This is a genomic window from Ancylobacter tetraedralis (genome assembly GCF_014195655.1).
Lineage (GTDB): Bacteria > Pseudomonadota > Alphaproteobacteria > Rhizobiales > Xanthobacteraceae > Ancylobacter > Ancylobacter tetraedralis.
Genome location: NZ_JACICD010000002.1, coordinates 1 through 24012, shown reverse-complemented (window position 1 = coordinate 24012; position 24012 = coordinate 1). Strand labels below are relative to the sequence as shown.

Genomic DNA, 24012 nt, shown 5'->3' with positions numbered 1-24012 from the left:
CCCAGGATGTGAAAACGGAGGTTTGCGGGAGAGAGTCATGGCGGGCCGCCGGCCGGCCGGTCGTCGCGAAAATGCCAGTCGCCGGTGCCCAGCGCCGGCCCGGCGCGGTCGAGCGCCAGCGGGCTGCGCGAGAAGACCAGCGGGGTGCGCAGGCCCGGAATGCCCTCGGGCCGGATCACCAGCCCGCGCGCGGCGAGCTGGGGCTCGATGAGCGCCTCCGCCACCGTGTTGATCGGCCCGCCGGGAACGCCGGCGGCTTCCAGTGCGGCGATGAGATCGGCGCGGGTGCGGGTGCTTGTGCGCTCCGTGATGCGGGCGGCGAGCGCGGCGCGGTTGCGCACCCGCTCGGGGTTGGTGGCATAGGCGGGATCGACCGCCACGCCCTCCAGCCCCAGCACGCCGCACAGCGCGGCGAACTGCCGGTCATTGCCGCAGGCGATGATGAGATGGCCGTCGGCGGCGGGAAACACCTGATAGGGCACGATATTGGGATGGGCATTGCCCATGCGGTGGGGCACCGTGCCGCCCGCCAGATAGTTCATCGCCTGATTGGCCAGCACCGCGACGCTGGTGTCGAGCAGCGACAGGTCGACCTGCTGGCCACACCCCGACACCGCCCGCTCGGCCAGCGCCGCCTGGATGCCGATGACGCCGTAGAGACCGGTGAAGATGTCGATCCAGGCGACGCCCACCTTCTGCGGTTCGCCCGAGGGCTCCCCGGTCAGGTCCATGATGCCGCCCATGCCCTGGATCAGGAAATCGTAGCCCGGCTGGCGCGCGCGCGGGCCAGTCTGCCCGAAGCCGGTGACGGAGACATAGACGAGGCGCGGATTGGCGCTTGCCAGGCTCGCATAGTCGAGGCCGAAGCGGGTGAGGCCGCCGACCTTGAAATTCTCGATGACGACGTCGGCCTCAGCGATCAGCGCCTTCACCCGGGCGAGGTCGTCGGGGGCGGTGAAATCGCACACCACCGAGGTCTTGCCGCGATTGGCGGCGTGGAAATAGGCGGCGACCTTCTCCGTGCCGCCGCGCCCGATCGGCCGCTCGATGAAGGGGGGGCCCCAGGTGCGGGTGTCGTCACCCTCGGGGCTTTCCACCTTGATCACCTGCGCCCCTAGATCGGCCAGGGTCTGGCCGATCCACGGGCCGGCCAGGATGCGGGCGAGTTCGACAACCTTCAGCCCGTGGAGCGGCGGCAGCGCGTTCGTCGTCACGTCTCGGCATCCTTATGCGATGGGCGCGGTCAGAATGCCGCGATCCCGGTCTGCGCCCGGCCGAGGATCAGCGTGTGAATGTCGTGCGTGCCCTCGTAGGTGTTCACCGTCTCGAGGTTCTGCGCGTGGCGCATCACGTGGAATTCCTCGCTGATGCCGTTGCCGCCGTGCATGTCGCGCGCGAGGCGTGCGATGTCCAGCGCCTTGCCGCAATTGTTGCGCTTGATGAGGGAGATCATCTCCGGCGCCATGCGGCCCTCGTCGAACAGGCGCCCGACGCGCAGCGCGGCCTGCAGCCCCAGCGCGATCTCGCTCTGCATGTCGGCGAGCTTCTTCTGCACCAGCTGGTTGGCGGCCAGCGGGCGGCCGAACTGCTTGCGGTCGAGCGTGTACTGGCGGGCGCGGTGCCAGCAATCCTCGGCCGCGCCCATCACCCCCCAGGCGATGCCGTAGCGGGCGCGGTTGAGGCAGCCGAACGGGCCCTTGATCCCGGAGACATTGGGCAGCATCGCGCTTTCCGGCACCTCGACATTGTCGAGCACGATCTCGCCGGTCAGCGAGGCGCGCAGGGAGAGCTTGCCGCCGATCTTCGGGGCGGAAAGCCCCTTCGTGCCCTTCTCCAGCACGAAGCCGCGGATCTCGTCGCCATGGGCGGCCGACTTCGCCCAGACGATGAACACGTCGGCGAAGGGCGCGTTGGAGATCCACATCTTGGAGCCGGTGAGCCGGTAGCCGCCGTCGATTTTCGCGGCCCGCGTGCGCATGCCGGCGGGGTCGGAGCCGGCATCCGGCTCGGTGAGGCCGAAGCAGCCGATCCATTCGCCGCGCGCCAGCTTCGGCAGATAGCGCAGGCGCTGCGTCTCGTCGCCATAGGCGTGGATCGGGTACATGACGAGCGAGGACTGTACGCTCATCATCGAGCGGTAGCCGGAATCCACCCGCTCCACCTCGCGCGCGACCAGCCCATAGGACACGTAGCTCGCGCCCGCCCCGCCATAGGTCTCGGGCACGGTGATGCCCAGGAGGCCCAGTTCGCCCATTTCCGCGAAAATGGACGGGTCGGTCTTCTCCTCGCGATAGGCCTCGATGACGCGCGGCAGCAGCTTTTCCTGCGCATAGGCCTGGGCGGTGTCGCGGATCAGCCGTTCCTCCTCGCCGAGCTGGTCCTCGAGGTGGAACGGATCGGCCCAGGCGAAGGGCGCGCGGCTGGCGGCGGCGGTGGCGGACATGAGGCTCTCGACGGTTCGCAGCCGGATGGCTGCCAAAGGGCTTCATGTCGATATCAAATGGTTTAACCCCCGGATAACCCGTTTTTGGCGTAGGTTGATGCGTGTTATGCATAGGTTATGACCCGCCCGCGCCGCTTCACCCCCTCGATCAGCCTGCTCTCCGCCTTCGAGGCGGTGCTGCGCACCGGCTCGACCGCCGCCGCGGCGCGTGAGCTCAGCCTCTCGCAGGGGGCGGTGAGCCGGCTGGTCAAGATGCTGGAAGAGCAGCTCGGCCGCGAGCTGTTCGAGCGCCAGCGCCAGCGCCTGATCCCCACCGAGGCGGCGCGCAGTTATGGCCGCGACATCAGCCGCGCGCTCGACCTCATCCAGCGCGCCGGGATGGAGCTGATCGCCAATCCGGAAGGCGGCGCGCTGTCGCTGGCCATCCTGCCCGCCTTCGGCACGCGCTGGCTGGCGCCCCGGCTCGGCCGTTTCGCCGGCGCTCATCCGGGCATCGCCATCAACCTCGCCACACGGCTGAAGCGCTTCAATTTCGACGCGGAGGGCTTCGACGCCGCCATTCATTTCGGCACCGACGACTGGCGCGAGGCCGACCATATGAAGCTGTTCGACGAGCGGCTCACCGCCTGCATCGCGCCCGGCCTGCTGGCGACGCATCCGGTGCGGGCCATCGAGGACATGCGCGGCCTGCCGCTGCTGCAGCTGGAAACCCGGCCAACCGCCTGGAAGCTCTGGTTCGAGGTGCAGGGCGGCACCGCGCCGCAGGGGCGCGGCATGCTGTTCGACCAGTTCGCGCCGATGACGCAGGCGGCGATCGCCGGGCTCGGCGTCGCCCTGCTGCCGGAATATCTGGCCGATCCCGAACTGGCGGAGGGGCGGCTGCTGCCGGTTCTGGAGCACCCGGTCGCCGGGACCGGCTCCTACTGGCTGGTCTGGCCGAGCGCGCGGGCGAACCACCCGCCGCTGGCCGCTTTTCGCAACTGGCTGGCGAGCGAACTGGCGGCACACGCGCCCGGGTGATGCGCCGGCGCCGCGTGATGAAGCGCGACACGGCCTCGCCGGGCGAACTTGCGTTTTGCCGGGCGGCGCGCCAAAGACAAGCGATGCCGGGCGGGCGTGAGCGCAGGCCGGGCGAGAAGGGGAAGCCTTTGGCCGCGGCGCCGGCGCGCGCCCTGCGGACCGAGGGCAGGTAGCAGCAGGCAAGAGCGGTGAGCGATCTCGATCACGAGGAGAGCGGCGCGGGCGCGGGCGGATCGGCCTGGCGGATCGGCGTGCTGTTCTCCCGCAAGGGGCACATGCAGATGCCCGAGACCGAGCATTTCCGTGGCACGGCGCTGGCTGTCGAGGAGATCAACCTGGCGGGTGGCGTGCGCGGACGGCCGATCGAGCCGGTGTGCTACGATCCGGAATCGAGCTCCGAACTCTATCGCCGCTATGCCGAGCGCCTGCTGACCGAGGACGGCATCAGCACCATTTTCGGCTGCTGCGCCTCCTCCAGCCGCAAGGCGATCCTCGCCGCGGTGGAGCGCCGCAACGCGCTGCTCTGGTACCCCTCGCTCTATGAGGGCTTCGAATATTCGCCGAACGTGATCTATACCGGCGCGGCGCCGAACCAGAACAGCCTGCAGCTCGCGCGCTATCTCTTTGCCGGCTATGGGCGGCGTTTCTATCTTGTCGGCTCGGATTATATCTACCCGCGCGAATCCAACCGCATCATGCGCGATGTGGTCGGCCGCGAGGGCGGGGAGGTGGTGGCCGAGGCCTATGTGCCGGTCGCCCCGCACGAAGACCAGATCCGGCGCGTGGTGGAAGACATCCGCCGCAAGGCGCCGGACGTGGTGTTCTCCACCGTGGTGGGGACGGGCGGGCAGGCGTTCTACCGCATCTTCCGCGAGGCCGGGCTCGACCCGCGCACCATGCCGATCGCCAGTCTCACCATGGCGGAGGGCGAGGTGCTGGCCATCGGCCCGGAATTGTGCGCCGGCCACATCACCGCCGCGCCCTATTTCTCCACCATCGACACGCTGGCGAACCATCGCTTCGTCGCGGCCTATCGCGCCCGCTTCGGCCGCGAGGCGCCGGTGACGATGTATGCCGAGGCCGCCTATTTCCAGATCCACGTCTTTGCCGATGCCTTGCGACGGGCCGGCTCGCTGGACACCCAGCGCCTGGTCGACGCCGCGCTGGGCACGGAATATGACGCGCCGCAGGGCCGCATCCGCATCGACCCGGACAATAACCACACGCTGCTGCATGCGCGCATCGGCATGGTCAACGCGCACGGCACGTTCGACGTGGTGTGGGAGGCCAAGGCGCCGGTGAAGCCCGATCCCTATCTCGTCGACCATGTTCACGACCATGTCTAGAACGGGCGGGGCGGGGGTGAGCATGGCCGGGGCGGCGTCGTGAACGCGGCGCTCATCCAGAACCTGCGCAACACGCGCATCGCGGTAGTCCACCCGCGCGACCAGGATGGCGACGACCTCGTGCGCCAGCTGCAGCGTATCGGCTGCCAGGTGCAGGTCGTGTGGCCCCCGCCCGCGCAGCTGCCCCAGCCGCTCGACGCCGTGTTCTTCCTGCTCGACCGCGACACCCGCAGCTCGATGCCCTGGCGCATGGCGGATCTGAACATCGCTCACATCGCCATCGTCGACTACGAGAACCCGACCGTGCTGAAGGCGCTGCTGGATTCCAGCGCGCACGGCGTGCTGGTGCGCCCGATCCGCGCCTCCGGCGTGCTGGCCAATCTCGTCCTCGCGCTGTCCATGCGCGGCTATGAGAGCCGCCTTCTGGCCAAGATCACCAAGCTGGAAGACACGCTGCGCACCCGTCGCGACGTGGAGAAGGCGACGCGGCTCCTGATGAGCCTGCGCAATCTCAGCGAGGACGAGGCCTACCAGTTCATCCGCAAGCAGGCGACCGCCAAGCGCGTGCCGATCGGCACCATTGCCGGTTCCATCATCAACGCCCACGCCATGCTGGCCGAGCTCGGCCGCGACGACGGGAAGGACCGCTGATCCGCCCATAATATGGGCACTCCACGCGCTGCCATTCTCTTCGGCAGATCGCGCTTGACTTGGCCGGCGCCCTGCGCTTCCATGATGGCTGATCGCTTCCCTGGGAAGCGGCGCGGCAGCGTTGCCGTTTCACATTCAGGCTGTGCAGCCCTCGATGGCGTCGGAAGACGCTGCCGGGGGCTTTTTGTTTCGCGACGCGGGCGACCGCGGCGCCCGGAGAGGTGTGCCCAGATGCCGAGTTCCAGTCTTGTCCGCGTCGCCTGCATCCAGATGGAGCCGCGCCTCGGCGACACCGCCGCCAATGTCGCGCACAGCCTCGACCTGATCGCGAAGGCGGCGGATGGCGGGGCTACCCTCATCGTGCTGCCCGAGCTCGCCAATACCGGCTACGTGTTCGAGACCCGCGCGGAGGCCTTCGCCCTCGCCGAGACCATTCCCGACGGCCCGACCTCCACCGCGTGGATCGAGATCGCCGCCGCGCGCGGCCTGCACATCGTGGCCGGCATCACCGAGCGTGAGGGTAACGCGCTCTACAACAGCGCCGTGGTGATCGGTCCCGAGGGGTATATCGGCACCTATCGCAAGATGCACCTGTGGGGCAACGAGCACCTGTTCTTCGAGCCGGGCAATAACGGCTTCCCGGTGTTCCAGACCGCGCTCGGGCGCATCGGCGTCGCCATCTGCTACGACGGCTGGTTCCCCGAGACCTATCGCCTGCAGGCGTTGCAGGGCGCCGACATCGTCTGCGTGCCGACCAACTGGGTGCCGATCCCCGGCCAGGCCGAGGGGCGCGAGGCGATGGCCAACATTCTCGCCATGGCCGCCGCCCATTCCAACTCGCTCTACATCGCCTGCGCCGACCGCATCGGTACCGAGCGCGGCCAGCCCTTCGAGGGCCAGAGCCTGATTGTCGGACATACCGGCTGGCCCGCCGCCGGCCCCGCCAGCCGCGACGCTGAGGAAATCGTCTCCGCCGAGATCGACCTCGGCGCCGCGCGGCGCGACCGCAACTGGAACGCCTTCAACCAGGTGCTGCGCGACCGCCGCACCGACGTCTACGCCGAGATGCTCGGCGCCGACATCCCTCGCGGCTGGTACTGACCCCGCCGCGGCTTCCTCCACCATAACGATAACCTTCCGGAGAACAGAGCCATGTCCACTAGAGCCATTTCCACCCTGCGCATTCCGCATCGTCGCCTGCTGATGGCCGGCGCTCTCGCGGCCGGCCTCCTCGGCGGCCCGGCGCTCGCCGCCGACACCGTCACCATCGGCATCCCGGTCGGCCTTTCCGGCGCCAATTCGGTGGTGGCCCCCTCGGTCGTCCAGTCGGCCGAACTCGCGGTCGAGGAAATCAACGCCAAGGGCGGCATCCTCGGCAAGAAGGTCGTGCTGGAAGTGGCGGACGACGCGTCCGGTGCCGCTGGCGCGCAGAAGGCCTTCGATTCGCTGATCTTCCAGAAGAAGGTCGACGTGCTGATCTCGATGGAGACCTCGGCGGCGCGCAATGCCGGCCTGCCGATCGTCAATCGCGGCAAGGTGCCCTACATCTACACGTCCTTCTATGAAGGCCGCTCCTGCTCGCCGTTCATGTATGTCAATGCCTGGGTGCCGGACCAGCAGGTCGCCCCCATCGTCGACTTCTTCAAGAAGGAAGGCGCCAAGACCTATTTCCTGATCGGCTCGGACTACGCCTTCGGTCGCGGCATGCTGGCCTTCACCAAGGACTATATCGAGAAGACCGGCGGCAAGATCGTCGGCGACGAGTACGCGCCGATGGATGCCACGGACTGGACCGCCATCCTCTCCAAGGTGAAGGCGGCCAATCCCGATGCCATCATCACCTCCACCGCCGGCGGCGCTCCCAACGTGACGCTGACCAAGCAGCTGCGCGCGGCGGGCATCAAGGCGCTCTACGGCAACCTCGCCGTCGATGAGGGCACCGCCAAGAGCATGGGCAGCGACGCCGAGGGCATCTACATCGCCGGATCCTACTTCACCAATATCGACACGCCGGCCAACAAGGCCTTCCTCGCGGCGATGGAGACGAAGTTCGGCAAGGACCTGAAGACCCCGAACGACCTGTCGGTGCCGGAATACGAGGCCATCTATGCCTATAAGGCAGCGGTCGAGAAGGCCGGCACGACGGACGCCGCCAAGGTGATCCCCGCGCTCGCCGAGGTCGCGGTGGAGGGCCCGCGGGGCACCATCGTCATGAACAAGCAGCGCCATGCGCCGCTCACCATGTATCTCGGCCAGGTGAAGGCCGACGGCTCGGTGGCGATCATGTCCAGCTTCAAGGACGTCGATCCCGGCGAGCAGTGCCCGAAGCTGAAGTGAGTCGGCTGACGTTTAGCCGGATCTGACGCGGCCCGCCGGGCTGGTGCGGTTCATCCGCCCCGGCCCGGCGCCTGCCCGCCTCGGAGGTGACGTGCCTTTGGCTCCCAAGGACATCCGATGATTGCCCAGACGCTCGACATCGTGACCACCGCGGCCATCCTCTATGCGGTGGCGACCGGGCTGCTGCTCGTGTTCGGGGTGATGAAGATCATCAACTTCGCCCATGGGGGGCTGATGACGCTCGGCGGCTATGCCGCGCTCGTCACCACCCAGGCGGGGTGGAATCCCTGGCTCGCGATTCCCGTCGCGGCGCTGTTCGGCGGCGTCGCGGGAATGGCCATCGAGCGCTTCGTGGTGCGCCCGCTCTATGCCCGCCCGCTCGACGCCATCCTCGCCACCTGGGGGCTGTCGATCATCATCGGGCAGGTCATCACCATCGCCTTCGGGCGCGGCGTGCAGTTCACGCAGGCGCCGCTCTCGGGCACGCTGGATCTGTTCGGCGAGAGCTATTCCGCCTATCGCCTCGCGCTGGTGGGCATCGCCGCCGCGCTTGGCCTCGCGCTCACCGCATTGTTGCAGGGCACGCGGCTGGGGCTGGAGACGCGGGCCGTCATCATGAACGAGGATCTGGCGCGCGGCCTCGGCATCAACAGCGCACTGGTGCGCTTTCTCACCTTCACGCTCGGCGCGGCGCTGGCCGGGGTGGCGGGCGCGCTCATCACACCGCTGTCCAGCGTCGATCCGAACATGGGCGTGCCCTGGCTGGTGAACGCCTTCATGCTGGTGCTGGTGTCCGGCGCCTCGCTGCTCAGCCTGCTGGTCGCCTGCCTCGTGCTGGGCGGGGCGCAGGTTCTGGTCGCCACCCATTTCAGCCCGGTGCTTGGCGGGCTCACCATCGCCGTGCTGGCCGCGGTGATCCTGCGCATCCGCCCGAAGGGGTTCGCCCGTGACTGAATCACGCCGCCTCTCGCTTATCCTCGCCGCCGCCGTGCTGGCGCTGGCCGCCATCTTCGCCGGGCCGTATGTGCTCGACACCTACTCGGTAAACGTGCTCACCCGCTCGCTGCTCTATGCCGCGGTGGCGCTCACGGTGGATCTCTTGTGGGGCTATCTGGGCATCCTCACCTTCGGCCAGTCGGTGTTCTTCGCCTGCGGCGCCTATGCCGCCGGGCTCGTCTTCACCCATATGGACTTCACCCCCGGCAATGCGGCGCTGGCGCTGGCGCTGGGCATCGGTGCCGCGGTCTTCACCGCCGCCATTGTCGGCTGGCTGGCCTTCTGGCACGGCGCCTCCGCGCTCTATGCCTCGGTGATCACGCTGGTGCTGCCCATCGTGGCGACGCAGCTGCTCTATTCCGGCGGCACCTTCACCGGCTCGTCGAGCGGGCTGTCCGGCTTCACCAGCTTCGACCTGTCCACCGAGGCCTGGTTCTGGCTGGCGGGCAGCTTCCTCGTCGCCATGACGACGCTGGCCTATATCTTCGTGCAGAGCGATGCCGGCCGGCTGCTGGTCGCCGTGCGCGAGAACGAGCAGCGCTGCAAATATCTCGGTCTGAACACCTCCCGGCTGAAGATCCGGGTCTATCTCGCCTGCGCGGTGATCGGCGCGGTCGCCGGCTATATCTATGCCGCCTATGCGATGGTGGTCGCGCCCGAGCTCGCCGGCTTCGTGTTCGGCACCGAGCTGGTGATCTGGACCGCGCTGGGCGGGCGCGGCACGCTGCTGGGGCCGGTCTTCGGCGCGCTGATCGTCGACTATGAGAGCGCGCAGCTCTCGGGCAACTTCCCCTTCATCTGGCAGCTCATCATCGGCACGGTGTTCGTTCTGGTCATCGTCGCCTTTCCGCGCGGCCTGTTGCCGATGGTGTTCGACCTGCCGCGCCGGCTGCTGGGGCTGGTGCGCCCGCGCGGCGACGTGGCGCGGCCGGCCCGCGTGGCGCTCGCCACCCTCGCCACCCTCGATGCCGCGCAGACGCAGGGCGCGGAGGTCGGCAACGGGCCGGCGCTGGCGGTCACCGGCGTCGCCAAGCGCTTCGGCAGCCTCACCGTGCTGGACGGCATCGACTTCAAGGCCCGTGCTGGCGAACTGGTGAGCCTGGTCGGCCCCAACGGCGCCGGCAAGACCACGCTGATGCGCTGCATCGCCGATGGCGCCGAGCGCAGCGCGGGAACGATCATTGTCAACGGCCACGATATCGGCAGCCGCCCGCCGGAGGCCTGCGTCGCGTTTGGCGTGGGGCGCAAGTTCCAGATGGCCAACGTGTTCGAGACGCTCACCGTTGCCGAATGCCTGCAGATCGCCCGCGCCCGCCATGCCCGCCCCTCGCTCTGGCGCCGCGCCAACATTCTGCCGCTGCCGGAAGCGGCGATGCATGTCATCGCCACCACCGGGCTGGACAGGCAGCTCTCCACCCCCGCGCACCTGCTGTCGCACGGGCTGAAGCAGGCGCTGGAACTATCCATGGTGCTGGCGCTGGAGCCGCGCGTGCTGCTGCTCGATGAGCCCACCGCCGGCCTCACCAAGACCGAGCGCATGCAGATCGGCGCGATCCTCATCGACCTCACCAAGAAGCAGGGCCTTTGCGTGCTGCTGGTCGAGCATGATCTCGATTTCGTGCGCGAGATTTCCTCGCGCGTCATCGTGCTGCACCAGGGCCGCATCGTGCTGGACGGCTCGGTGGAGGAGGTGGTCGCCTCCGAACTGGTGAAGCAGGTCTATGCCGGTTCCGGCCATGCCGGCATCGCGCATGAAACCGCCCCGAAGACGGGCGGGCAGGAGGTGCCGGCATGATCACGCCTCACGTGGACACGCATCACGCTCCGGCGCTCGAGGTCGCCGGCCTCTCCAGCGGCTATGCCGGCGCCGTGGTGGTGCGGGAGGTCAGCCTTGCCATCGGCGCGGGCGAGATCCTCGCGGTGCTCGGCAAGAACGGCATGGGCAAATCGACCCTGCTCAAGGCGATGATGGGTTTCCTGCCCAAGATGGCCGGCAGCGTGACCATCGCCGGCACCGCGGCGACGCGGCTCTCCCCGCACCGGGTGGCGCGGCTGGGGGTCGGCTATGTCGCGCAGGAAAAGGCGCTGTTCCAGGACCTCACCGTGGAGGAGAACCTGAAGCTCGCCGTGCGCGGGCCGGATTTCGCGGCCGCGCTGGCCGAGGTGGAGGCCTCCTTCCCCTTCCTGCTGCAACGGCTGAAGCAGCGCGCCGGCACGCTCTCGGGCGGCGAGCAGAAAATGCTGCTCATGGCCCGCTCGCTGGCCACGGGCGCCCGGCTGCTGCTGGTGGACGAGATCACCGAGGGGTTGCAGCCCTCGGTGATCGACCGGCTGGCCGGCGTCATCCGCAGCGCCCGCGAGCGCCACGGCACGACCATGCTCCTGGTCGAGCAGCATCTGCCCTTCGCGCTGGCGGTGGCCGACCGCTGGGCGGTGCTCGACCGCGGCGAGATTGCCGAGGCCGGCGCGTCGAGCGAGCCGGATGCCCGCGCGCGCGTGCTGAAACATCTGAGCGTGTGAGCGCGGGAGCGAGAGCATGACCTTTTCCATCGTCGCCCGCTGCCCCACCAGCTTCCGCCTTGGTGTCGCTGTCGCCACCGCGGTGCCGGCCGTGGGCTCCATGTGCCCGTTCGTGCGGGCCGGGGTCGGCGCAGTCTCCACGCAATCCTGGGTCAATCCCTATCTCGCCCTCGATGGGCTGGAGCGCCTTGCCCGAGGCCAATCCGCGCCCGAAGCGCTCGCCGCCGTGATGGCGCAGGATGACGGGCGGGAGTTGCGGCAGATCGGCATGGTCGACGCCATGGGGCGGGTCGCCGCCTGGTCGGGGACGGAATGCACGCCCTGGTTCGGGCATGAGGTCGGCGACGGGTTCACGGTGCAGGGCAACATGCTCACCGGCCCGGAGGTGATCGCCGCCATGGCCGCCGCCTACCGCGCCTCGGAAGGCGCCCCGCTCGACGAGCGGCTGATGCGCGCGCTGGAGGCGGGCGATGCCGCCGGCGGCGACCGACGCGGCCGGCAATCGGCCAGCCTGTGCGTTTACAGCACCGAGTTCTATCCCGCCCTCGATGTCAGGGTCGACGAGCATGCCGCGCCGGTGGCCGAGCTGCGCCGGGTGCTGGAGATCGCACGGCTGCAGCTGGTGCCCTTCGTGGACGGCATGCCGCGGCGCGGCGGTTCGCCCGGCCCGGCTCCGGCAGCCGTTACCGCGATGCTCGCGCTGCCGCCACCCGCCCGGCCCGGTGGCGGCGGCAGCGGTCCCGCATAGCGGGCGAGCGCATCGCCGTGGTCACGCCGGCGGGTGCTGGCCCAGCGCGTCGAGCACATGCCGGGTCATGACATGCTGGGCCATGCGATAGTCGGGCTTGGCGTGGCTCTCGCTGAACTCGGCCAGGGTCTCGCTCAGGCGCTGCCCGAGGCGGCGCTCATGGGGTGCCAGCCGTGCCGCCGCCGTCGCGGCGCGCAAGGCCCAGGAGCGCAGGCCGGTTCGCTGCGCGAGGTCCCAGGCCTCGTCGAGGCTCGCCAGCGCCGCCTGCGGCCGCTCGGTGGCGTCGATGCCGGCACGGATGCGCAGCAGTTCCGGCAGGATCCAGCCCTCGCCGGTCGCCCGACTGAAGCCGATCGCCTCCTCGGCGCGGACCCGCGCCTCTGCACCGCGTCCGAGCCCGTGCAGCGCCTGCGCATGAAGGCCGAGGAACATCGCCCGGCGGATGGGCCAGCCGGTCTGCTCCAGCGCCTCGATTCCCGCCGCCAGATCCTCGGCGGCCGGGGAAAATGCGCCATGCAGGAGATGAAGCGAGCCGCGATAGCACCGCCACCAGGCGCGCCACGGGCCGAATGGATGCCGGCCGGAGACGTCGGCCAAGAGGTCCAGCCGCTCCGCCAGGGCATCGGCCTCGCCGCAATAGAAGGCGACGGGACAGCCGGAATCCACGAGGTTGAGCGCCAGCGTCGTGGCGTGCCCGCGCGCGCGGGCATCGGTGGTGTTGCGGCTGGCGAGCGCCGACGCCTGATCCTGCAGGCCGAGCAGATAAAGGTTCGCCGAATAGAAGGCGCGCCCGTTCATCTCCTGATCATACTGCATGCGCACGATCGCATTCGCCGCTGTGCCGCCGCCCAGCGCCGCCTCCAGCGCCACCCGCGCCTCCTCGACACGCCCGAGGAACAGCAGCGAGACGCCGGCGAGGCGGTTGGCAATGATGAGGTCGGCGGCTTGCGTCATGTCCCCGATGGTGGCGGCGAGCGCGGCGAAATCGCGTGCGATCTCCAGCGCGGCGGCGTAGCGGGCGGAACAGAATGTCAGCGCCCACAGCGCCCAGGCCGCCCGGAGCTGAAGCTCGACGCTACCATTCGCGCGCGCGATTCTGCAGGCCCTTTGCAACGGCTCTTCCGCCTTCGGACCGGGGCCGATCGTGTAGACCAGAGCGGTGCCGAGTGTGGTGAGCAGCGCCACCTCGCGGGGGGCATCGAGCGGCGGGCCGTCGCCGAGGCTGGCGAGCGCGTGCTCGAAGCGGGCGCGGCATTCGGTCAGCAGCGACAGCTGGAACCACAGCGTCGCCGAAGAGATGATGAGCGCGGTGCCGATCTCGCGGTCGCCCTTCGGTCCGAAGCTCCAGTCCAGCGCGGCGCGCACATTGTCGAGCTGGCCGGCATAGGTGGCGAGCCACTGGGCAGGCTGCGCGCGCGGCCATTCCTGCTCGGCGGTGGCGATCAGTTCCTTCATGTAGGCGGCGTGGCGCCCGCTCAGCCGGTCGAGGCCGCCCGCTTCCTTCAGCCGCTCCAGTGCGTAGGCGCGGGTGATTTCGAGCAGGCGATAGCGCGGCACCGGCTGCGAGAAATCGGCGGCGACGAGCGATTTCGCCACCAGGCTGGTAAGGTTCTCGATGGTCTCCCAGCTCGCCTCCTCGATCGAGGCGACCTTGCCGGCGGCATCGAGCGAGAAATGGCCGGCAAAGATGGCGAGCCGCCCCAGCGTGATCTGCTCGCCCGGGCTCAGATGGTCATAGCTCCAGCCCAGCATCGCCTGCAGCGTCTGGTGGCGGGGCAGCGCGGTGCGTCGACCCGCCACCAGCAGGCGGAAGACATCGTCCAGCCGCTGCGCCAGGCCCTTGACGCCGAAGGCATCGACCCGCCCCGCGGCCAGTTCGATGGCGAGCGGCAGACCGTCCAGGCGACGGCAGATCGCGACAATATCGGCGATCTCGTCCGGCGCCGGCATGTAGCTGCCCAGCGTGGCGGCCGCGCGTTCCACGAACAGGCGCGCGGCGGGGTAGCGCAGCAGGTCGGCGCGCGTGCCGTCGGCCTCGCGCGGGGGCACTTCCAGTCCCTGCAGCCGGTAGACGTGCTCGCCCCGCGCCCGGAGCGGCTCGCGGCTGGTGACGAGAAGCTTCAGCGCGGGATTGGCGGCGAGCGCCAGTTCAGCCAGGGAGGCGGCCGCAGCCACAACATGCTCGCAATTGTCGAGGATCAGCAGCCCGCGCTCGAAGGGCAGCGGCTCGTCGAGCCGCAGCGGCACGGTTCCCAGAGTCATGCCGATGGCGGACGCCACCGCGTTTTCCACCAGCGCCGGGTCGGTGATCGGCGCCAGCTCCACCAGCACGACCGCCTCCAGCGCCTCCGCGCCCTCCCGCCCCAGCGCGGCCCGCGCCACGTCGAGCGCGACCGTGGTCTTGCCGACACCGCCCGGACCGACCACGCTCACGAACCGTGATCGGGCAAGCTCCTCGCCGATCGCCGCCACGGTGGCCTCGCGTCCCAGCACCGTCGTCAGGTTGAACGGCAGGTTCTGGCGGATGACCGGATCGCCCGTGGCCTCGCGCGCGCCGGCATTGGTGGAGGTGGTGTCGGTGGAGGCAATGTCCGTGAAGGTGACATCGGCCACGAAGCTGTAGCCGCGGCGCGCGATGTTGGTGATGAAGTGCCGCCCGTCCTGGCCGTCGCCGAGCACGCGCCGGAGCGCGGTCATCTGCACCCGCAGATTGGCTTCTTCCACGAACAGGTCCGGCCAGGCGCGGGCCAGAAGTTCCTGCTTGGAGACGACCTCTCCGGCATGCTCGATCAAGGCCACCAGCAGTTCGAGCGCCCGCCCGCCCATGGGAACGGGCACGCCGTCCCGGTGCAGCTGCTTCGAGGACAGGTTGAGGCGGAAAGGACCGAACTGCGCGGCGCGGGAGACAGGTTTCATGAACAATCCGGGGGAGGCCTGTTCGGCCGCCGCATCCTTATCATACTGGTATCGGGATCAACGGGAAACAAACCGCGCGACCGGGCTTTGGAGCGGAGGTGATCTGGTTTATCGACGGGGACGATGGATTGGGGCACATCCGGAGAATGGCGGCATTGACGGACTTTACCTCCTCGGCACCCGGGACCCGGCCGGAGCAGCGGCCGGGCGGGCTGCGCATCGCGATGCTGCTGGCGCTGCTGGCCATGGCCGGGCCTTTGTATATCGACATCATGCCCTCGATCGTGGCCGCGCTGCGGGCCGAATACGGGCTCGATGCGATGCAGGCCGGCTTCGTCGCCGCCAGCAACGGCTATGGCTCGACATTCGGTGCGCTGCTCGCGCTGTTCATCGTGCCGCGCCTGCCCTGGCGGCCGCTGGCGGTCGGCCTGCTGATCGGGCTGATCGCCGCCGACGTCGCCACCACCGGCGTGCGCAGCTACGAGGCGCTGGTGATGGTGCGGGCCGCGCACGGGGTGATCGGCGGCCTGCTGGTCGGCCTATGCTATGGGCTGATCGCCCGCAGCGCCGATTCGCGCCAGGGTTTCGGCGTGCTGTTCCTGTTCCATTTCGGCTTTGGCGGCATTGGCGTCTTCGCCTCCACCTTCCTCGCCCCCTACATGACGCACGGCATGGTGTTCCTGGTGCTCGCCGCCTTCGGCGTGCTGGCGCTCGCCGTGGTGCCGTTGCTGCCGGCATTCGACGTGCCGCAGCCGGGCGCCCGGCCGGCGAACGCGGGCGGGGGAATTCCCGCACGCATCCCCCGGCGCAATCTCCTGTGCATCGGCGGCCTGTTCCTGTTTCAGGCGGCCAATCTCGGTCTCGGCGCCTTCCTGATCGGCATCGGCGCCGATTTCGGCCATGCGGCGAGCTTTTCCGGTGGCGCCGTCGGGTTCGGCCTCTGGGCCGGCGTGCCGGGTGCCCTCGCGATGCTGCTGCTCAGCCGGCTCTTCGGATGGCGGCCCCTCGTGGCGGTGGTGCTGGCCGCGGGGCTGAGCAAGGCGCTGATCGGGCTGGGGCAGGATCCGGCGCTGTTTGCCGGCGCCATCGCGGCGGTGTTCTTCACCATGGCGATGGCGCTGCCCTATGCCTTCGCGCTCTGCGCCGAGGGCGATGCGAGCGGGCGCTCGGCGGTGCTGGCGGGCTTCGCCTCCAAGCTCGGCCTTTCCACCGGGCCGGCGATCGGCGGGCTGATCTATGCGCATGGCGCCTGGGCGCTGATCGCGGCCGCCATCGTCACGGTGCTGGCCGCGGCGGTGCTGTTCGGCTGGTCGCTGGTTCTGCAAAGAGGCGAGCGGCGGGCGTGACTGGAGATTTTACAGTTTTTAACACCGGTTGCGTCCCAGCATCGGTTACTTCCTGTCGTCCGTCATGTGACGGCGAGGGGAGGGCGTCATGCCCCGGTCGATCGCACCTGAACTATCTGGCGGACTGACGCTCAGCGACGCGCAGGCGAACCTGCTCGACCCCAGCGAGTTCGAGCTGATCCGGCAGGCGGCCACCTCCGCCCTCGCCAGCGAGGACGATTGCGAGATCGAGCAGATGATGCGGCTGCGCGGCATGCTGCCGGTGCGCCGGCGCATCCAGGCGCGGCCGGAGCGCGCGCGCGATGGCGCGATCACGGCGCTGCGCATCGTCGTCGAGCGCGACGGCGACCCCGTCCTCGACTGGCGGCTGGATCGCGGGGACGTGCCTCTCGGTGAGAGCGAGAGTCTGGCCCGCGCGGCCGTCGAAGCCATCAACGCGCTGACGGCCGTCGTGCTCCATGCGGAAGCCGTCAAGCGGCATGCCGACCGTGGCCGCTCGCCCGACATCGCCGATTCTGCCGATCATATCCTCGCCAATGTGCACCGCGCCTGGCGGCATGTGGGAAGCTTCTGCCGCAAGCACGCCCTTCTGGCTCCGTAATCGGCCACCCGCGGGGCGCGGCCGGATTCGTCCGGGACGATCGCCGGGCTGACCCACACACCAACTCGCCGCCTGCCAAGGCCCGTGCCGCTCCCGCGAGCCGGGTGTCTTCGCCAGGCGTTTTCGCCGGGCATCTGCCGGGCCCGCGCCGGGTTTCGGCGACGTGAGGCGCGTCCTTGCCGCTTAAAGTTGTCTTTCATTGCACCAAGTCGAGGGTTCGTACGTAGTGCGTGCGGGTGGCGCGCCCGTACCGGTCCATCTTGCCGGCGCGGGGACGGGGCCTATGTGCTGTAGATCGAGCTGCGGGAGCTTCCCTTGAATCGACGCGAAGTACCGATCGATCCGCTTTCCGCTCTCTACGAGCCGATCCTCCGGCATGAAAGATCGCCCTTCGTCATCGCCCAGCTGGGGCAATCGCTGGATGGGCGCATCGCCACGCCCACGGGAAAGTCGCGCGATATCAACGGGTGCTCGGGGCTCGATCATCTGCACCGGCTGCGGGCGCTGGTCGATGTGGTGGTCGTCGGCGTCGGCACCGTGCTGGCCGACGATCCCCAGCTCACCACGCGGCGGGTTCCGGGCCGCAGCCCGGTGCGCGCCGTCATCGACCGCACCGGCCGCTCGCCGCGCGATTCCAAATGGCTGCAGGCCGATGGTTGTCACCGCATTGTGTTCTCGGAAAATGCGGTGGGATGGCCGGAAGAGGTCGAGCGCATCGGCACCCAGGACGATCCCGACCTGTTCGAGCCGACCCGGCTGCTCGCCGCGCTGACGGCGCGCGGTCATCACACCATTCTGGTCGAGGGCGGGGCGTCGACCATCTCGCGGTTCATCGATGCCGGGCTGGTCGATCGCCTGCATGTGTGCCTCGCCCCGATCATCCTCGGCTCGGGCCGGCCGGGCCTCGACCTCAGGCCCATCGACGAACTTGACGACGCGCTGCGTCCGCGCGCCCATGTCTATCTTCTCGACGACGGCAACATCCTCTACGATTGCGATCTGCGCAGTGCTGCCCGAGGAGGGACGCATGTCGGTCTCTGATGGCTCCAGTGCCGGGCCCGGCCCGGCCCGCTACAGCCCCGCCGCGCGGCGGCTGCACTGGCTGATCGCCGCATTCATCCTGTGCCTCGTTCCTCTCGGGCTCTACATGGTCGCCCGTGGCGAGGCGACCAATTTCGATGCCGTCACCGGCTCGCTCTACAGCCTGCACAAGCTGCTCGGATTCCTCGTGCTCTGGCTTATCGTGCTGCGGGTGCTGGTGCGGCTGCGACGGGGGGCGCCGCCGCCCGTCGCGACGCTGACGCCGTTCGAGCGTACCGCCTCGCACGCGGTGCATGGGGCGCTGTATCTGCTCCTCCTCATCGTGCCGCTGCTGGGCTGGGCCGGGGTCTCCGCCTATCCCGCGCTCGACGTGTTCGGCCTGTTCAACCTGCCGGCCATCCTGCCGCCCGACGAGGCGCTGGCGAACCGCATTCTCGGGGTCCACAAGCTGCTGGCGCTGGCTCTGGCGGCGATCGCCCTCGTTCATATCGCCGCCGCCCTGCGCCACCGCTTCCTCAAGCAGGACGGCGTGATGGCGCGCATGTGGCCGCCGGGCTGAGGCGCGTCGGCGAGCGGCTTTCGGATTGCCCGCCTCAGGGGTGGGCGAACACGTCCTGATGGCCGATCGTGACCGCCTCAGCTGTCGCCTGCGCTTCGGCCCATGCCGTGAAGGCCGCCTGCCGCGCCGGCTCGATTTCGCCTGCCGCCGCGGCCATGCCGTTGGCGAGGGCGGCGATGAGCGAGGCGTTCTCGTGAGTCAGCCGCCAGGGGCTGTCGCCCGCCCAGGCGGCATAGCCGTGCCGCGGCGCCAGCCGCATCAGTGTCGGGCCCGCCGCGGGGCCGAGCGCCGGGCCGAACCCCTTGTCGCCGCGCTGGTGGCGGTTGAACGCGGCCGTCACCGCCGTGTCGATTGGACTTGCCGGCTGCCAGTCCGCCACGCCGTCATAGCTCAGCACGCCATAGAGCGGCACGCGCCGGCCGGCGAGGGCGGCCATGAGGCGCTTCAGCCAGGCGCGGGAGACGAGGTCGAACAGCGCGGCCGCCGTCACCAGATCCGCCCCGTCCGCGCCGAAATCCAGGCTGCGCACGGTCAGGTTGGCGCATTCGAAACGGACCTCGATGCGGCGGCCATCCTTTTCCAGCGCGAGGCCGCTGCCGCTCGGGCGGGCGCGGTCGGCCCAGTCCGTGAGGCATTGGCGCGCGGCAAGCAGCAGGTCGCGATCGCCGTCGATCAGGTGCCAGCGCTGGCCGGGCGGCAGCGAGGGTGAGAGCGCGCGCAGGTTCGAGCCGGTGCCGCAGCCCAGATCGACCACGGTGAGCGAGGAACGGCTGTTGAAATACTGGCGGACCCGCGCGGCAATTTCCGGGTTGCGCGAGGCACCATCGACCGGCTCGCGCAGCGCCAGCCATTCGGCCGAGAAGCCGCTCATCGGGAGTTCTCCTGTCGGGATAAAGTCTGCCGCGATAATGTCTGCAAGGTTTCCAGGATGATTGCCGCCGTCTGTGGCCATCGTGGGAGGGTCTGCGCGTGGTGCCACGCGCTCTCCGCCATCTGGCGCCGCCGCTCCGGCGCGTCCAGCAGCGCCCCGAGCGCGCCGGCGAGGCCCTCGCTGTCACCGGGGGTGACCAGTAGTCCCGCCGCCGCCGGCACGGTGTCCGGGATCGCCCCGGCGCGGCTCGCCACGATCGGCAGGCCGCAGGCGAGCGCCTCGCTCAGGCCCATTCCATAGCCCTCGAACAGCGACGCCGAGATGAAGATGTCGGCCGCGTCGAAGTGCCGGGCGAGCGCGTCCGGCGGGATCGATCCAGTCAACTCGATGCGCCCGCCCAGCCCCTGCGCGGCAATGCGCGCCTGCACGGCGCGCGTCTCCTCGGCATCGCGGTCGGTGGCGCCGACGATGTGGCAGGTCCAGTCCCGCGCCGCCAGCCGGGCCAGCGCATCGACCAGCACGCCGTGGGCCTTGCGCGGGATTACCGCCCCGACACTGAGGAGCCGCACCGGCTGGCCCGTTCCCCGCGAAGAGGTCCCGCGCGCGCGGGGCGCGGGGTCGGTGCCGGGCCGCGCGATGGCCATTCGGTCGGGGGCGACGCCATAGTCCTGCTGCAGCCGGCGAGCGGTCGCGGGGCTGGTGGCGATGACGGCGCTCGCCTGCGCCAGCGCCGCCCGCTCGCTGGTGTGAAGCGCGGCGCGTTGCCCCTCGCCCAACCCGGCTTCCAGCGCCAGCGGATGATGGACCAGCGCGGCGATGGGGTGGCGCAGGCCGCGCAGCAGGTCGGCCGGCAGTGCGCCCAGGGCGAGCCCGTCGATCAGCACGGGCTGCCCGGCCGGCAGGGCGGCCAGCATCCGCGCGCTCGTCTGCAACTCGTCCGGCGTGGGGAAGGGAAACCCGCCGGGGAGAGCGAGATGCGTCACCGCGCCGCCGGCGCGCCGGCATTCGTCGATCACCCGGCGGTCATAGGCATAGCCCCCGGTGGGGAGATCGAGCGCGCCGGGAATGGCGAAGACGAAGCCGCTCATCGCGGGCCTCAATCGAGGCCAGCCTCAAAGCTGGCGCTGGCGAGGTCGGTCTCGTGCAGGGTGACGCGGATCGCCGACAGGCCGTGCCCGTCCTCGCCCAGCGCGCCGTCCCGGGCGGCGGCGGCCATGGCGTCGAAAATGTACTTGGCGAGGAACTCGGTGGTGGTGAGCTGGCCGGCAAAGGCGGGCAGCGTGTCGAGATTCTGGTAGGCGAGCGGCTTGAGCGTGGTCTTGAGCACGTCGAGCGCGGCGCCGATATCCACCACCACGTTCTTGGTCGTCAGCCTCTCGCGCAGGAAGGCGACATCGACCACGAAGGTCGCGCCGTGCAGGCCCTGGGCCGGGCCGAAGAACGGATCGGGCAGCGAATGGGCGATCATGATGCGATCGCGGACTTCGACACAATACATGGCTTTCCTCATCGGTAATCGAGCAGGATCGCCAGCGCGTCCTCCCCGTCGGCCAGCAGGTGCGGCAGCTGCGCGGGCGCCTGCGCGAACGGGACGACATGCGTGACCAGATGGTCGAGGCGCGCATCGTCCAGCAGCGCGAGCGCCTTGGCCAGCCGGCGTTCATGCGGCCAGCGTGGCCGCCGCACAGGAGATACGGCGCCGACCTGCGAGCCGATCAGTTGCAGGCGCCGGCTGTGGAAACTTTCGCCCAGCGGAATGGATGGCGCGCGGTCGCCATACCAGCTCACCTCGACGATCCGCGCCTCGAAGCCGCCGGCCGAAAGCGCGGTGGCGAGGCCGGCCGCGCTGGCGCTGGTGTGGAACACGATGTCGGCATCGTCGTTCACCTCCCCGGGTGTGGCGAAGCTGGCGCCGAAGAGATGCGCCAGCGCGGCCCGGCCGGGCTCGACGTCCACCAGCGTCACGTCCGCGCCGGGCAGGCCTGCGGCGAGGGCGGTGAGCAACAGGCCGACCACGCCGCCGCCGACAATGGTTATGCGATCACCCGGGCCGGCGCCGGCATCCCACAGGGCGTTGAGGGCAGTCTCCATGTTCGCCGCCAGCGTGGCGCGCTGCGGGGGGATGCCCTCCGGCACCGGCATGGCCGCCGCGAGCGGCAGGAGATAGACATCCTGATGCGGGTAGAGGGCGAAGACGGTGCGGCCGAGCCACTCGCCGGGACCGGCCTCGACCCTCCCCACGCTCTGGTAGCCGTACTGGACGGGAAACGGGAAATCGCCCTGCTGGAACGGCGCGCGCATGCGCTGGTGCTCGCTCGCGGGAATTCCGCCGCGCAGCACCAGCCGCTCGGTGCCGCGGCTGACGGCGGAGGCGAGGGTGCGCACCACCAGCCTGTCGGGTTCCGCGTCGTCGAGGCGCGCGCTCCTCATCTCATAGCGCCCGGGCGCCGTGCACCAGAGCTGGCGTGCCGATGGCCCAGACGGATGTGGCATTGCGGACCCTGCTCCCGTGCCGCACTGTCCCTCCCGACAGGGGTGGACGGCGGTTTGATCCGAGACGGCGTGAACCGTCGGCGTTCGGCTGCGTACAAGCACCGACAGGCCTCCCGCAAGGGACCGGCCCGCACGGATCAGAGTGGCCGGCATGAGCGTGAATGAAAAGCCCGTAGAACGCCTGTTCGCCCGTGCCGGCGCCGCCGGCGATCTGACGCCGACCGGCGTGCAGTCCCGCCGGCAGCTCTTCCGTCGGCGCCGGCTGGTCGCGGTGCTCAACGCGGCGACCTTTTTCGCCCTCCTCGCGCTGTTCACCCGCTTGCTGGCCCATGGCGGCTTCACCCTGCTGGACGGGCTGCTGCTGCTGGCCTTCTGCCTCTCCACCCCGTGGACCATCCTCGGCTTCTGGAACGCGGCGATCGGCCTCTGGCTGCTGCACGGACCGGGCGATCCGCGCCTTTCGGTCTTTCCCTATGCGGGCAAGGCGCCGAAGGACGCGCCGATCACCGCCCGCGTCGCGGTGGTGATGACCCTGCGCAACGAGGATCCCGCGCGCGCCATCGCTCGTCTGCGGGTGATGTGGGAGGACCTTGCGCGCGCGGGTGCCGGCGGCCATTTCGCCTGGTTCGTGCTCTCCGATACGACCCGCGCCGATATCGCCGCGCAGGAGGAAGCGATCGTCGCGGCCTGGCGTGCGGAGATCGGCGCGGGCGCGCCGCTGCACTACCGCCGCCGCAGCGACAATCAAGGCTTCAAGGCGGGCAATATCCGCGATTTTCTCGAACGCTGGGGCGATGATCACGATCTGATGCTGGTGCTGGATGCCGACAGCCTGATGGGCGCCGCCAGCGTCCTGCGGCTCGTTCGGATCATGCAGGTCAACCCGCGGCTCGGCATCCTGCAGAGCCTCGTCGTGGGCCTGCCCTCGCCCTCGCCCTTCGCGCGCATCTTCCAGTTCGGCATGCGCCACGGCATGCGCTCCTACACGATGGGGGCGTCGTGGTGGGCGGGGGATTGCGGACCCTATTGGGGGCACAATGCGGTGATCCGCATCGCGCCGTTCAAGGCGCACTGCGCCTTGCCGGTGCTGCCGGGGCGCGGCCCGCTCGCGGGTGACGTGCTCTCGCATGACCAGATCGAGGCGGTGCTGATGCGCCGCGCCGGCTATGAGGTGCGGGTACTGCCGGAGGAGAGCGAGAGCTATGAGGAAAACCCGCCGCACCTGACCGAGTTCACCCGCCGCGACCTGCGCTGGTGCCAGGGCAACATGCAGTACTGGCGCCTCATCGCCATGCCCGGGCTGTTGCCGATGAGCCGCTTCCAGATCGCCTGGGCGATGCTGATGTATGTCGGCGCGCTGGCCTGGATCGCCTTCATGGTTCTCGCGGCGCTGAAGGCGTTCGACACCGAGCGGCTTGATGAGCCGTTCCCGGCCGGGCTGGGGCTCACCCTGTTCGCGATAACCTTCCTGCTGAGCCTTGCGCCGAAGATTGCCGGGCTGATCGACGTGCTGCTGCGGCCGGGCGAGCGACGGCGCTATGGCGGCACCGGCCGTCTGCTCGGCGGCGCGTTTCTGGAGTTGGTATTCTCCGTTCTGCTGGGCCCCGTCGTCGCGCTGCGGGTGGCGATCTTCATGGTGGGCCTCGCCTTCGGCCGGACGGTGACGTGGGACGCGCAGGCCCGCGATGCCGTACGGCTGTCGTGGCGCACCGCCCTTGCCGGGCTATGGCCGCAGCTGGTGTTCGGCGCGGCCATAGCCGGCATCCTCGCCGCCGCCGTGCCGGCCGCCCTCATCTGGGCGTTGCCGGTGCTGATCGGCCTCGTGAGTGCCGTGCCCTTCGCGGTGCTCACCTCCGAGCCGGCGCTCGGGCGCTGGCTGGGGCGTCTCGGCCTCTGCGCGACGCCGGAGGAGGGGGCGCCGTCCCCGTGCCTTGCCGCGCTCGAGGGTCAGCCGGCGCCGTGACCCGATGTGCGCGGCAGCAGGGGGCGCGCTCACTCCATGTGCCGGAACCGGGCGATGTCCGCCGCCGTCAGTGTCGAGGTCTGGCTTCCGAAGCGTTCGGTGACGTAGTTTGCGACGGCGGCCACTTCGGCGTCGGAATAGGCCTTGCCGAAGGCGGGCAT

Annotated in this window: 21 protein-coding genes; 14 read left to right on the top strand and 7 right to left on the bottom strand. The window is 69.8% G+C overall.

Annotated features, from left to right (window positions below; translation table 11 throughout):
- Positions 1–35: 35 nt before the first annotated feature.
- Positions 36–1214 carry a CoA transferase gene (locus tag FHS55_RS05395; protein WP_183188693.1) on the bottom strand — a complete coding sequence of 393 codons (1179 nt, stop codon included), beginning with the start codon at positions 1212–1214 and terminating at the stop codon, positions 36–38.
- A gap of 29 nt (positions 1215–1243) precedes the next feature.
- Entirely contained in the window at positions 1244–2443 is a 1200-nt protein-coding gene (locus tag FHS55_RS05390; protein WP_183188692.1) for an acyl-CoA dehydrogenase, read from the bottom strand.
- Between the two features lie 117 nt (positions 2444–2560).
- Between FHS55_RS05390 and FHS55_RS05385 the strand changes: the two genes are divergently transcribed.
- The 9 genes from FHS55_RS05385 to FHS55_RS05345 all read left to right on the top strand — a co-directional run bounded on the left by FHS55_RS05385 (position 2561) and on the right by FHS55_RS05345 (position 12061).
- Positions 2561–3463: a LysR family transcriptional regulator gene (locus tag FHS55_RS05385; RefSeq protein ID WP_183188691.1), complete on the top strand. Its 903-nt coding sequence runs from the start codon at positions 2561–2563 to the stop codon at positions 3461–3463.
- Positions 3464–3651: 188 nt separating this feature from the next.
- Positions 3652–4809, top strand: a complete 1158-nt coding sequence (locus FHS55_RS05380; RefSeq protein ID WP_183188690.1) for a transporter substrate-binding protein — start codon at positions 3652–3654, stop codon at positions 4807–4809.
- A gap of 39 nt (positions 4810–4848) precedes the next feature.
- Complete coding sequence (locus FHS55_RS05375; protein ID WP_183188689.1) at positions 4849–5460, top strand: ANTAR domain-containing protein; 612 nt, start codon at positions 4849–4851, stop codon at positions 5458–5460.
- Between the two features lie 270 nt (positions 5461–5730).
- The gene (locus FHS55_RS05370; protein ID WP_246339932.1) at positions 5731–6561 is read left to right on the top strand and encodes a nitrilase family protein; all 831 of its coding nucleotides are present in this window, start codon (positions 5731–5733) and stop codon (positions 6559–6561) included.
- 102 nt (positions 6562–6663) lie between these two features.
- Positions 6664–7797, top strand: coding sequence for a substrate-binding protein (locus FHS55_RS05365; RefSeq protein ID WP_425485795.1), 1134 nt, complete (start codon positions 6664–6666; stop codon positions 7795–7797).
- A gap of 117 nt (positions 7798–7914) precedes the next feature.
- On the top strand, positions 7915–8751 hold the full coding sequence (locus tag FHS55_RS05360) for a branched-chain amino acid ABC transporter permease (RefSeq protein WP_183188686.1): 837 nt from the start codon (positions 7915–7917) through the stop codon (positions 8749–8751).
- Positions 8744–10588, top strand: a complete 1845-nt coding sequence (locus tag FHS55_RS05355) for an ABC transporter permease subunit (RefSeq protein WP_183188685.1) — start codon at positions 8744–8746, stop codon at positions 10586–10588. Before FHS55_RS05360 ends, FHS55_RS05355 begins: the two co-directional genes overlap by 8 nt.
- Positions 10585–11313, top strand: a complete 729-nt coding sequence (locus FHS55_RS05350) for an ABC transporter ATP-binding protein (RefSeq protein WP_183188684.1) — start codon at positions 10585–10587, stop codon at positions 11311–11313. The genes FHS55_RS05355 and FHS55_RS05350 overlap by 4 nt, the downstream gene beginning before the upstream one ends.
- Positions 11314–11329: 16 nt before the next feature.
- Positions 11330–12061, top strand: a complete 732-nt coding sequence (locus FHS55_RS05345) for a DUF1028 domain-containing protein (protein ID WP_183188683.1) — start codon at positions 11330–11332, stop codon at positions 12059–12061.
- Between the two features lie 21 nt (positions 12062–12082).
- Here the strand turns inward: FHS55_RS05345 and FHS55_RS05340 are convergent, their stop codons facing one another.
- The gene (locus FHS55_RS05340) at positions 12083–14977 is read right to left on the bottom strand and encodes an ATP-binding protein (RefSeq protein WP_183188682.1); all 2895 of its coding nucleotides are present in this window, start codon (positions 14975–14977) and stop codon (positions 12083–12085) included.
- A gap of 155 nt (positions 14978–15132) precedes the next feature.
- Between FHS55_RS05340 and FHS55_RS05335 the strand changes: the two genes are divergently transcribed.
- The 4 genes from FHS55_RS05335 (at position 15133) to FHS55_RS05320 (ending at position 18524) form a co-directional block, all read left to right on the top strand.
- Positions 15133–16323 (top strand): MFS transporter, encoded by a 1191-nt coding sequence (locus FHS55_RS05335; RefSeq protein ID WP_183188681.1) that lies wholly within the window; start codon positions 15133–15135, stop codon positions 16321–16323.
- An 88-nt stretch (positions 16324–16411) separates the two neighbouring features.
- Positions 16412–16924 carry a hypothetical protein gene (locus tag FHS55_RS05330; RefSeq protein WP_183188680.1) on the top strand — a complete coding sequence of 171 codons (513 nt, stop codon included), beginning with the start codon at positions 16412–16414 and terminating at the stop codon, positions 16922–16924.
- 315 nt (positions 16925–17239) lie between these two features.
- On the top strand, positions 17240–17965 hold the full coding sequence (locus tag FHS55_RS05325; protein WP_183188679.1) for a RibD family protein: 726 nt from the start codon (positions 17240–17242) through the stop codon (positions 17963–17965).
- Positions 17952–18524 carry a cytochrome b gene (locus FHS55_RS05320; RefSeq protein ID WP_183188678.1) on the top strand — a complete coding sequence of 191 codons (573 nt, stop codon included), beginning with the start codon at positions 17952–17954 and terminating at the stop codon, positions 18522–18524. The genes FHS55_RS05325 and FHS55_RS05320 overlap by 14 nt, the downstream gene beginning before the upstream one ends.
- Before the next feature lie 34 nt (positions 18525–18558).
- On the opposite strand, the gene FHS55_RS05315 is transcribed toward FHS55_RS05320, so the two are convergent.
- The 4 genes from FHS55_RS05315 to FHS55_RS05300 are packed head-to-tail and all read right to left on the bottom strand — an operon-like array spanning position 18559 to position 21825.
- Complete coding sequence (locus FHS55_RS05315) at positions 18559–19395, bottom strand: class I SAM-dependent methyltransferase (RefSeq protein ID WP_183188677.1); 837 nt, start codon at positions 19393–19395, stop codon at positions 18559–18561.
- On the bottom strand, positions 19392–20483 hold the full coding sequence (locus FHS55_RS05310; RefSeq protein ID WP_183188676.1) for a glycosyltransferase family 4 protein: 1092 nt from the start codon (positions 20481–20483) through the stop codon (positions 19392–19394). Before FHS55_RS05310 ends, FHS55_RS05315 begins: the two co-directional genes overlap by 4 nt.
- An 8-nt stretch (positions 20484–20491) precedes the next feature.
- Positions 20492–20893 carry a 6-pyruvoyl trahydropterin synthase family protein gene (locus FHS55_RS05305; RefSeq protein ID WP_183188675.1) on the bottom strand — a complete coding sequence of 134 codons (402 nt, stop codon included), beginning with the start codon at positions 20891–20893 and terminating at the stop codon, positions 20492–20494.
- 8 nt (positions 20894–20901) lie between these two features.
- On the bottom strand, positions 20902–21825 hold the full coding sequence (locus FHS55_RS05300; protein ID WP_246339885.1) for a zinc-dependent alcohol dehydrogenase: 924 nt from the start codon (positions 21823–21825) through the stop codon (positions 20902–20904).
- A 214-nt stretch (positions 21826–22039) separates the two neighbouring features.
- Between FHS55_RS05300 and mdoH the strand changes: the two genes are divergently transcribed.
- Positions 22040–23851, top strand: coding sequence for a glucans biosynthesis glucosyltransferase MdoH (gene mdoH, locus FHS55_RS05295; RefSeq protein WP_183188673.1), 1812 nt, complete (start codon positions 22040–22042; stop codon positions 23849–23851).
- Positions 23852–24012: the final 161 nt, after the last annotated feature.

Coding starts and splice junctions, on each gene's coding strand:
- FHS55_RS05390 (WP_183188692.1), bottom strand. CDS start 2,443: ATGTCCGCCACCGCCGCCGCCAGCCGCGCGCCCTTCGCCTGGGCCGAT.
- FHS55_RS05385 (WP_183188691.1), top strand. CDS start 2,561: ATGACCCGCCCGCGCCGCTTCACCCCCTCGATCAGCCTGCTCTCCGCC.
- FHS55_RS05370 (WP_246339932.1), top strand. CDS start 5,731: ATGGAGCCGCGCCTCGGCGACACCGCCGCCAATGTCGCGCACAGCCTC.
- FHS55_RS05365 (WP_425485795.1), top strand. CDS start 6,664: ATGGCCGGCGCTCTCGCGGCCGGCCTCCTCGGCGGCCCGGCGCTCGCC.
- FHS55_RS05360 (WP_183188686.1), top strand. CDS start 7,915: ATGATTGCCCAGACGCTCGACATCGTGACCACCGCGGCCATCCTCTAT.
- FHS55_RS05350 (WP_183188684.1), top strand. CDS start 10,585: ATGATCACGCCTCACGTGGACACGCATCACGCTCCGGCGCTCGAGGTC.
- FHS55_RS05345 (WP_183188683.1), top strand. CDS start 11,330: ATGACCTTTTCCATCGTCGCCCGCTGCCCCACCAGCTTCCGCCTTGGT.
- FHS55_RS05340 (WP_183188682.1), bottom strand. CDS start 14,977: ATGAAACCTGTCTCCCGCGCCGCGCAGTTCGGTCCTTTCCGCCTCAAC.
- FHS55_RS05330 (WP_183188680.1), top strand. CDS start 16,412: ATGCCCCGGTCGATCGCACCTGAACTATCTGGCGGACTGACGCTCAGC.
- FHS55_RS05320 (WP_183188678.1), top strand. CDS start 17,952: ATGTCGGTCTCTGATGGCTCCAGTGCCGGGCCCGGCCCGGCCCGCTAC.
- FHS55_RS05315 (WP_183188677.1), bottom strand. CDS start 19,395: ATGAGCGGCTTCTCGGCCGAATGGCTGGCGCTGCGCGAGCCGGTCGAT.
- FHS55_RS05310 (WP_183188676.1), bottom strand. CDS start 20,483: ATGAGCGGCTTCGTCTTCGCCATTCCCGGCGCGCTCGATCTCCCCACC.
- FHS55_RS05305 (WP_183188675.1), bottom strand. CDS start 20,893: ATGTATTGTGTCGAAGTCCGCGATCGCATCATGATCGCCCATTCGCTG.
- FHS55_RS05300 (WP_246339885.1), bottom strand. CDS start 21,825: ATGAGGAGCGCGCGCCTCGACGACGCGGAACCCGACAGGCTGGTGGTG.
- mdoH (WP_183188673.1), top strand. CDS start 22,040: ATGAGCGTGAATGAAAAGCCCGTAGAACGCCTGTTCGCCCGTGCCGGC.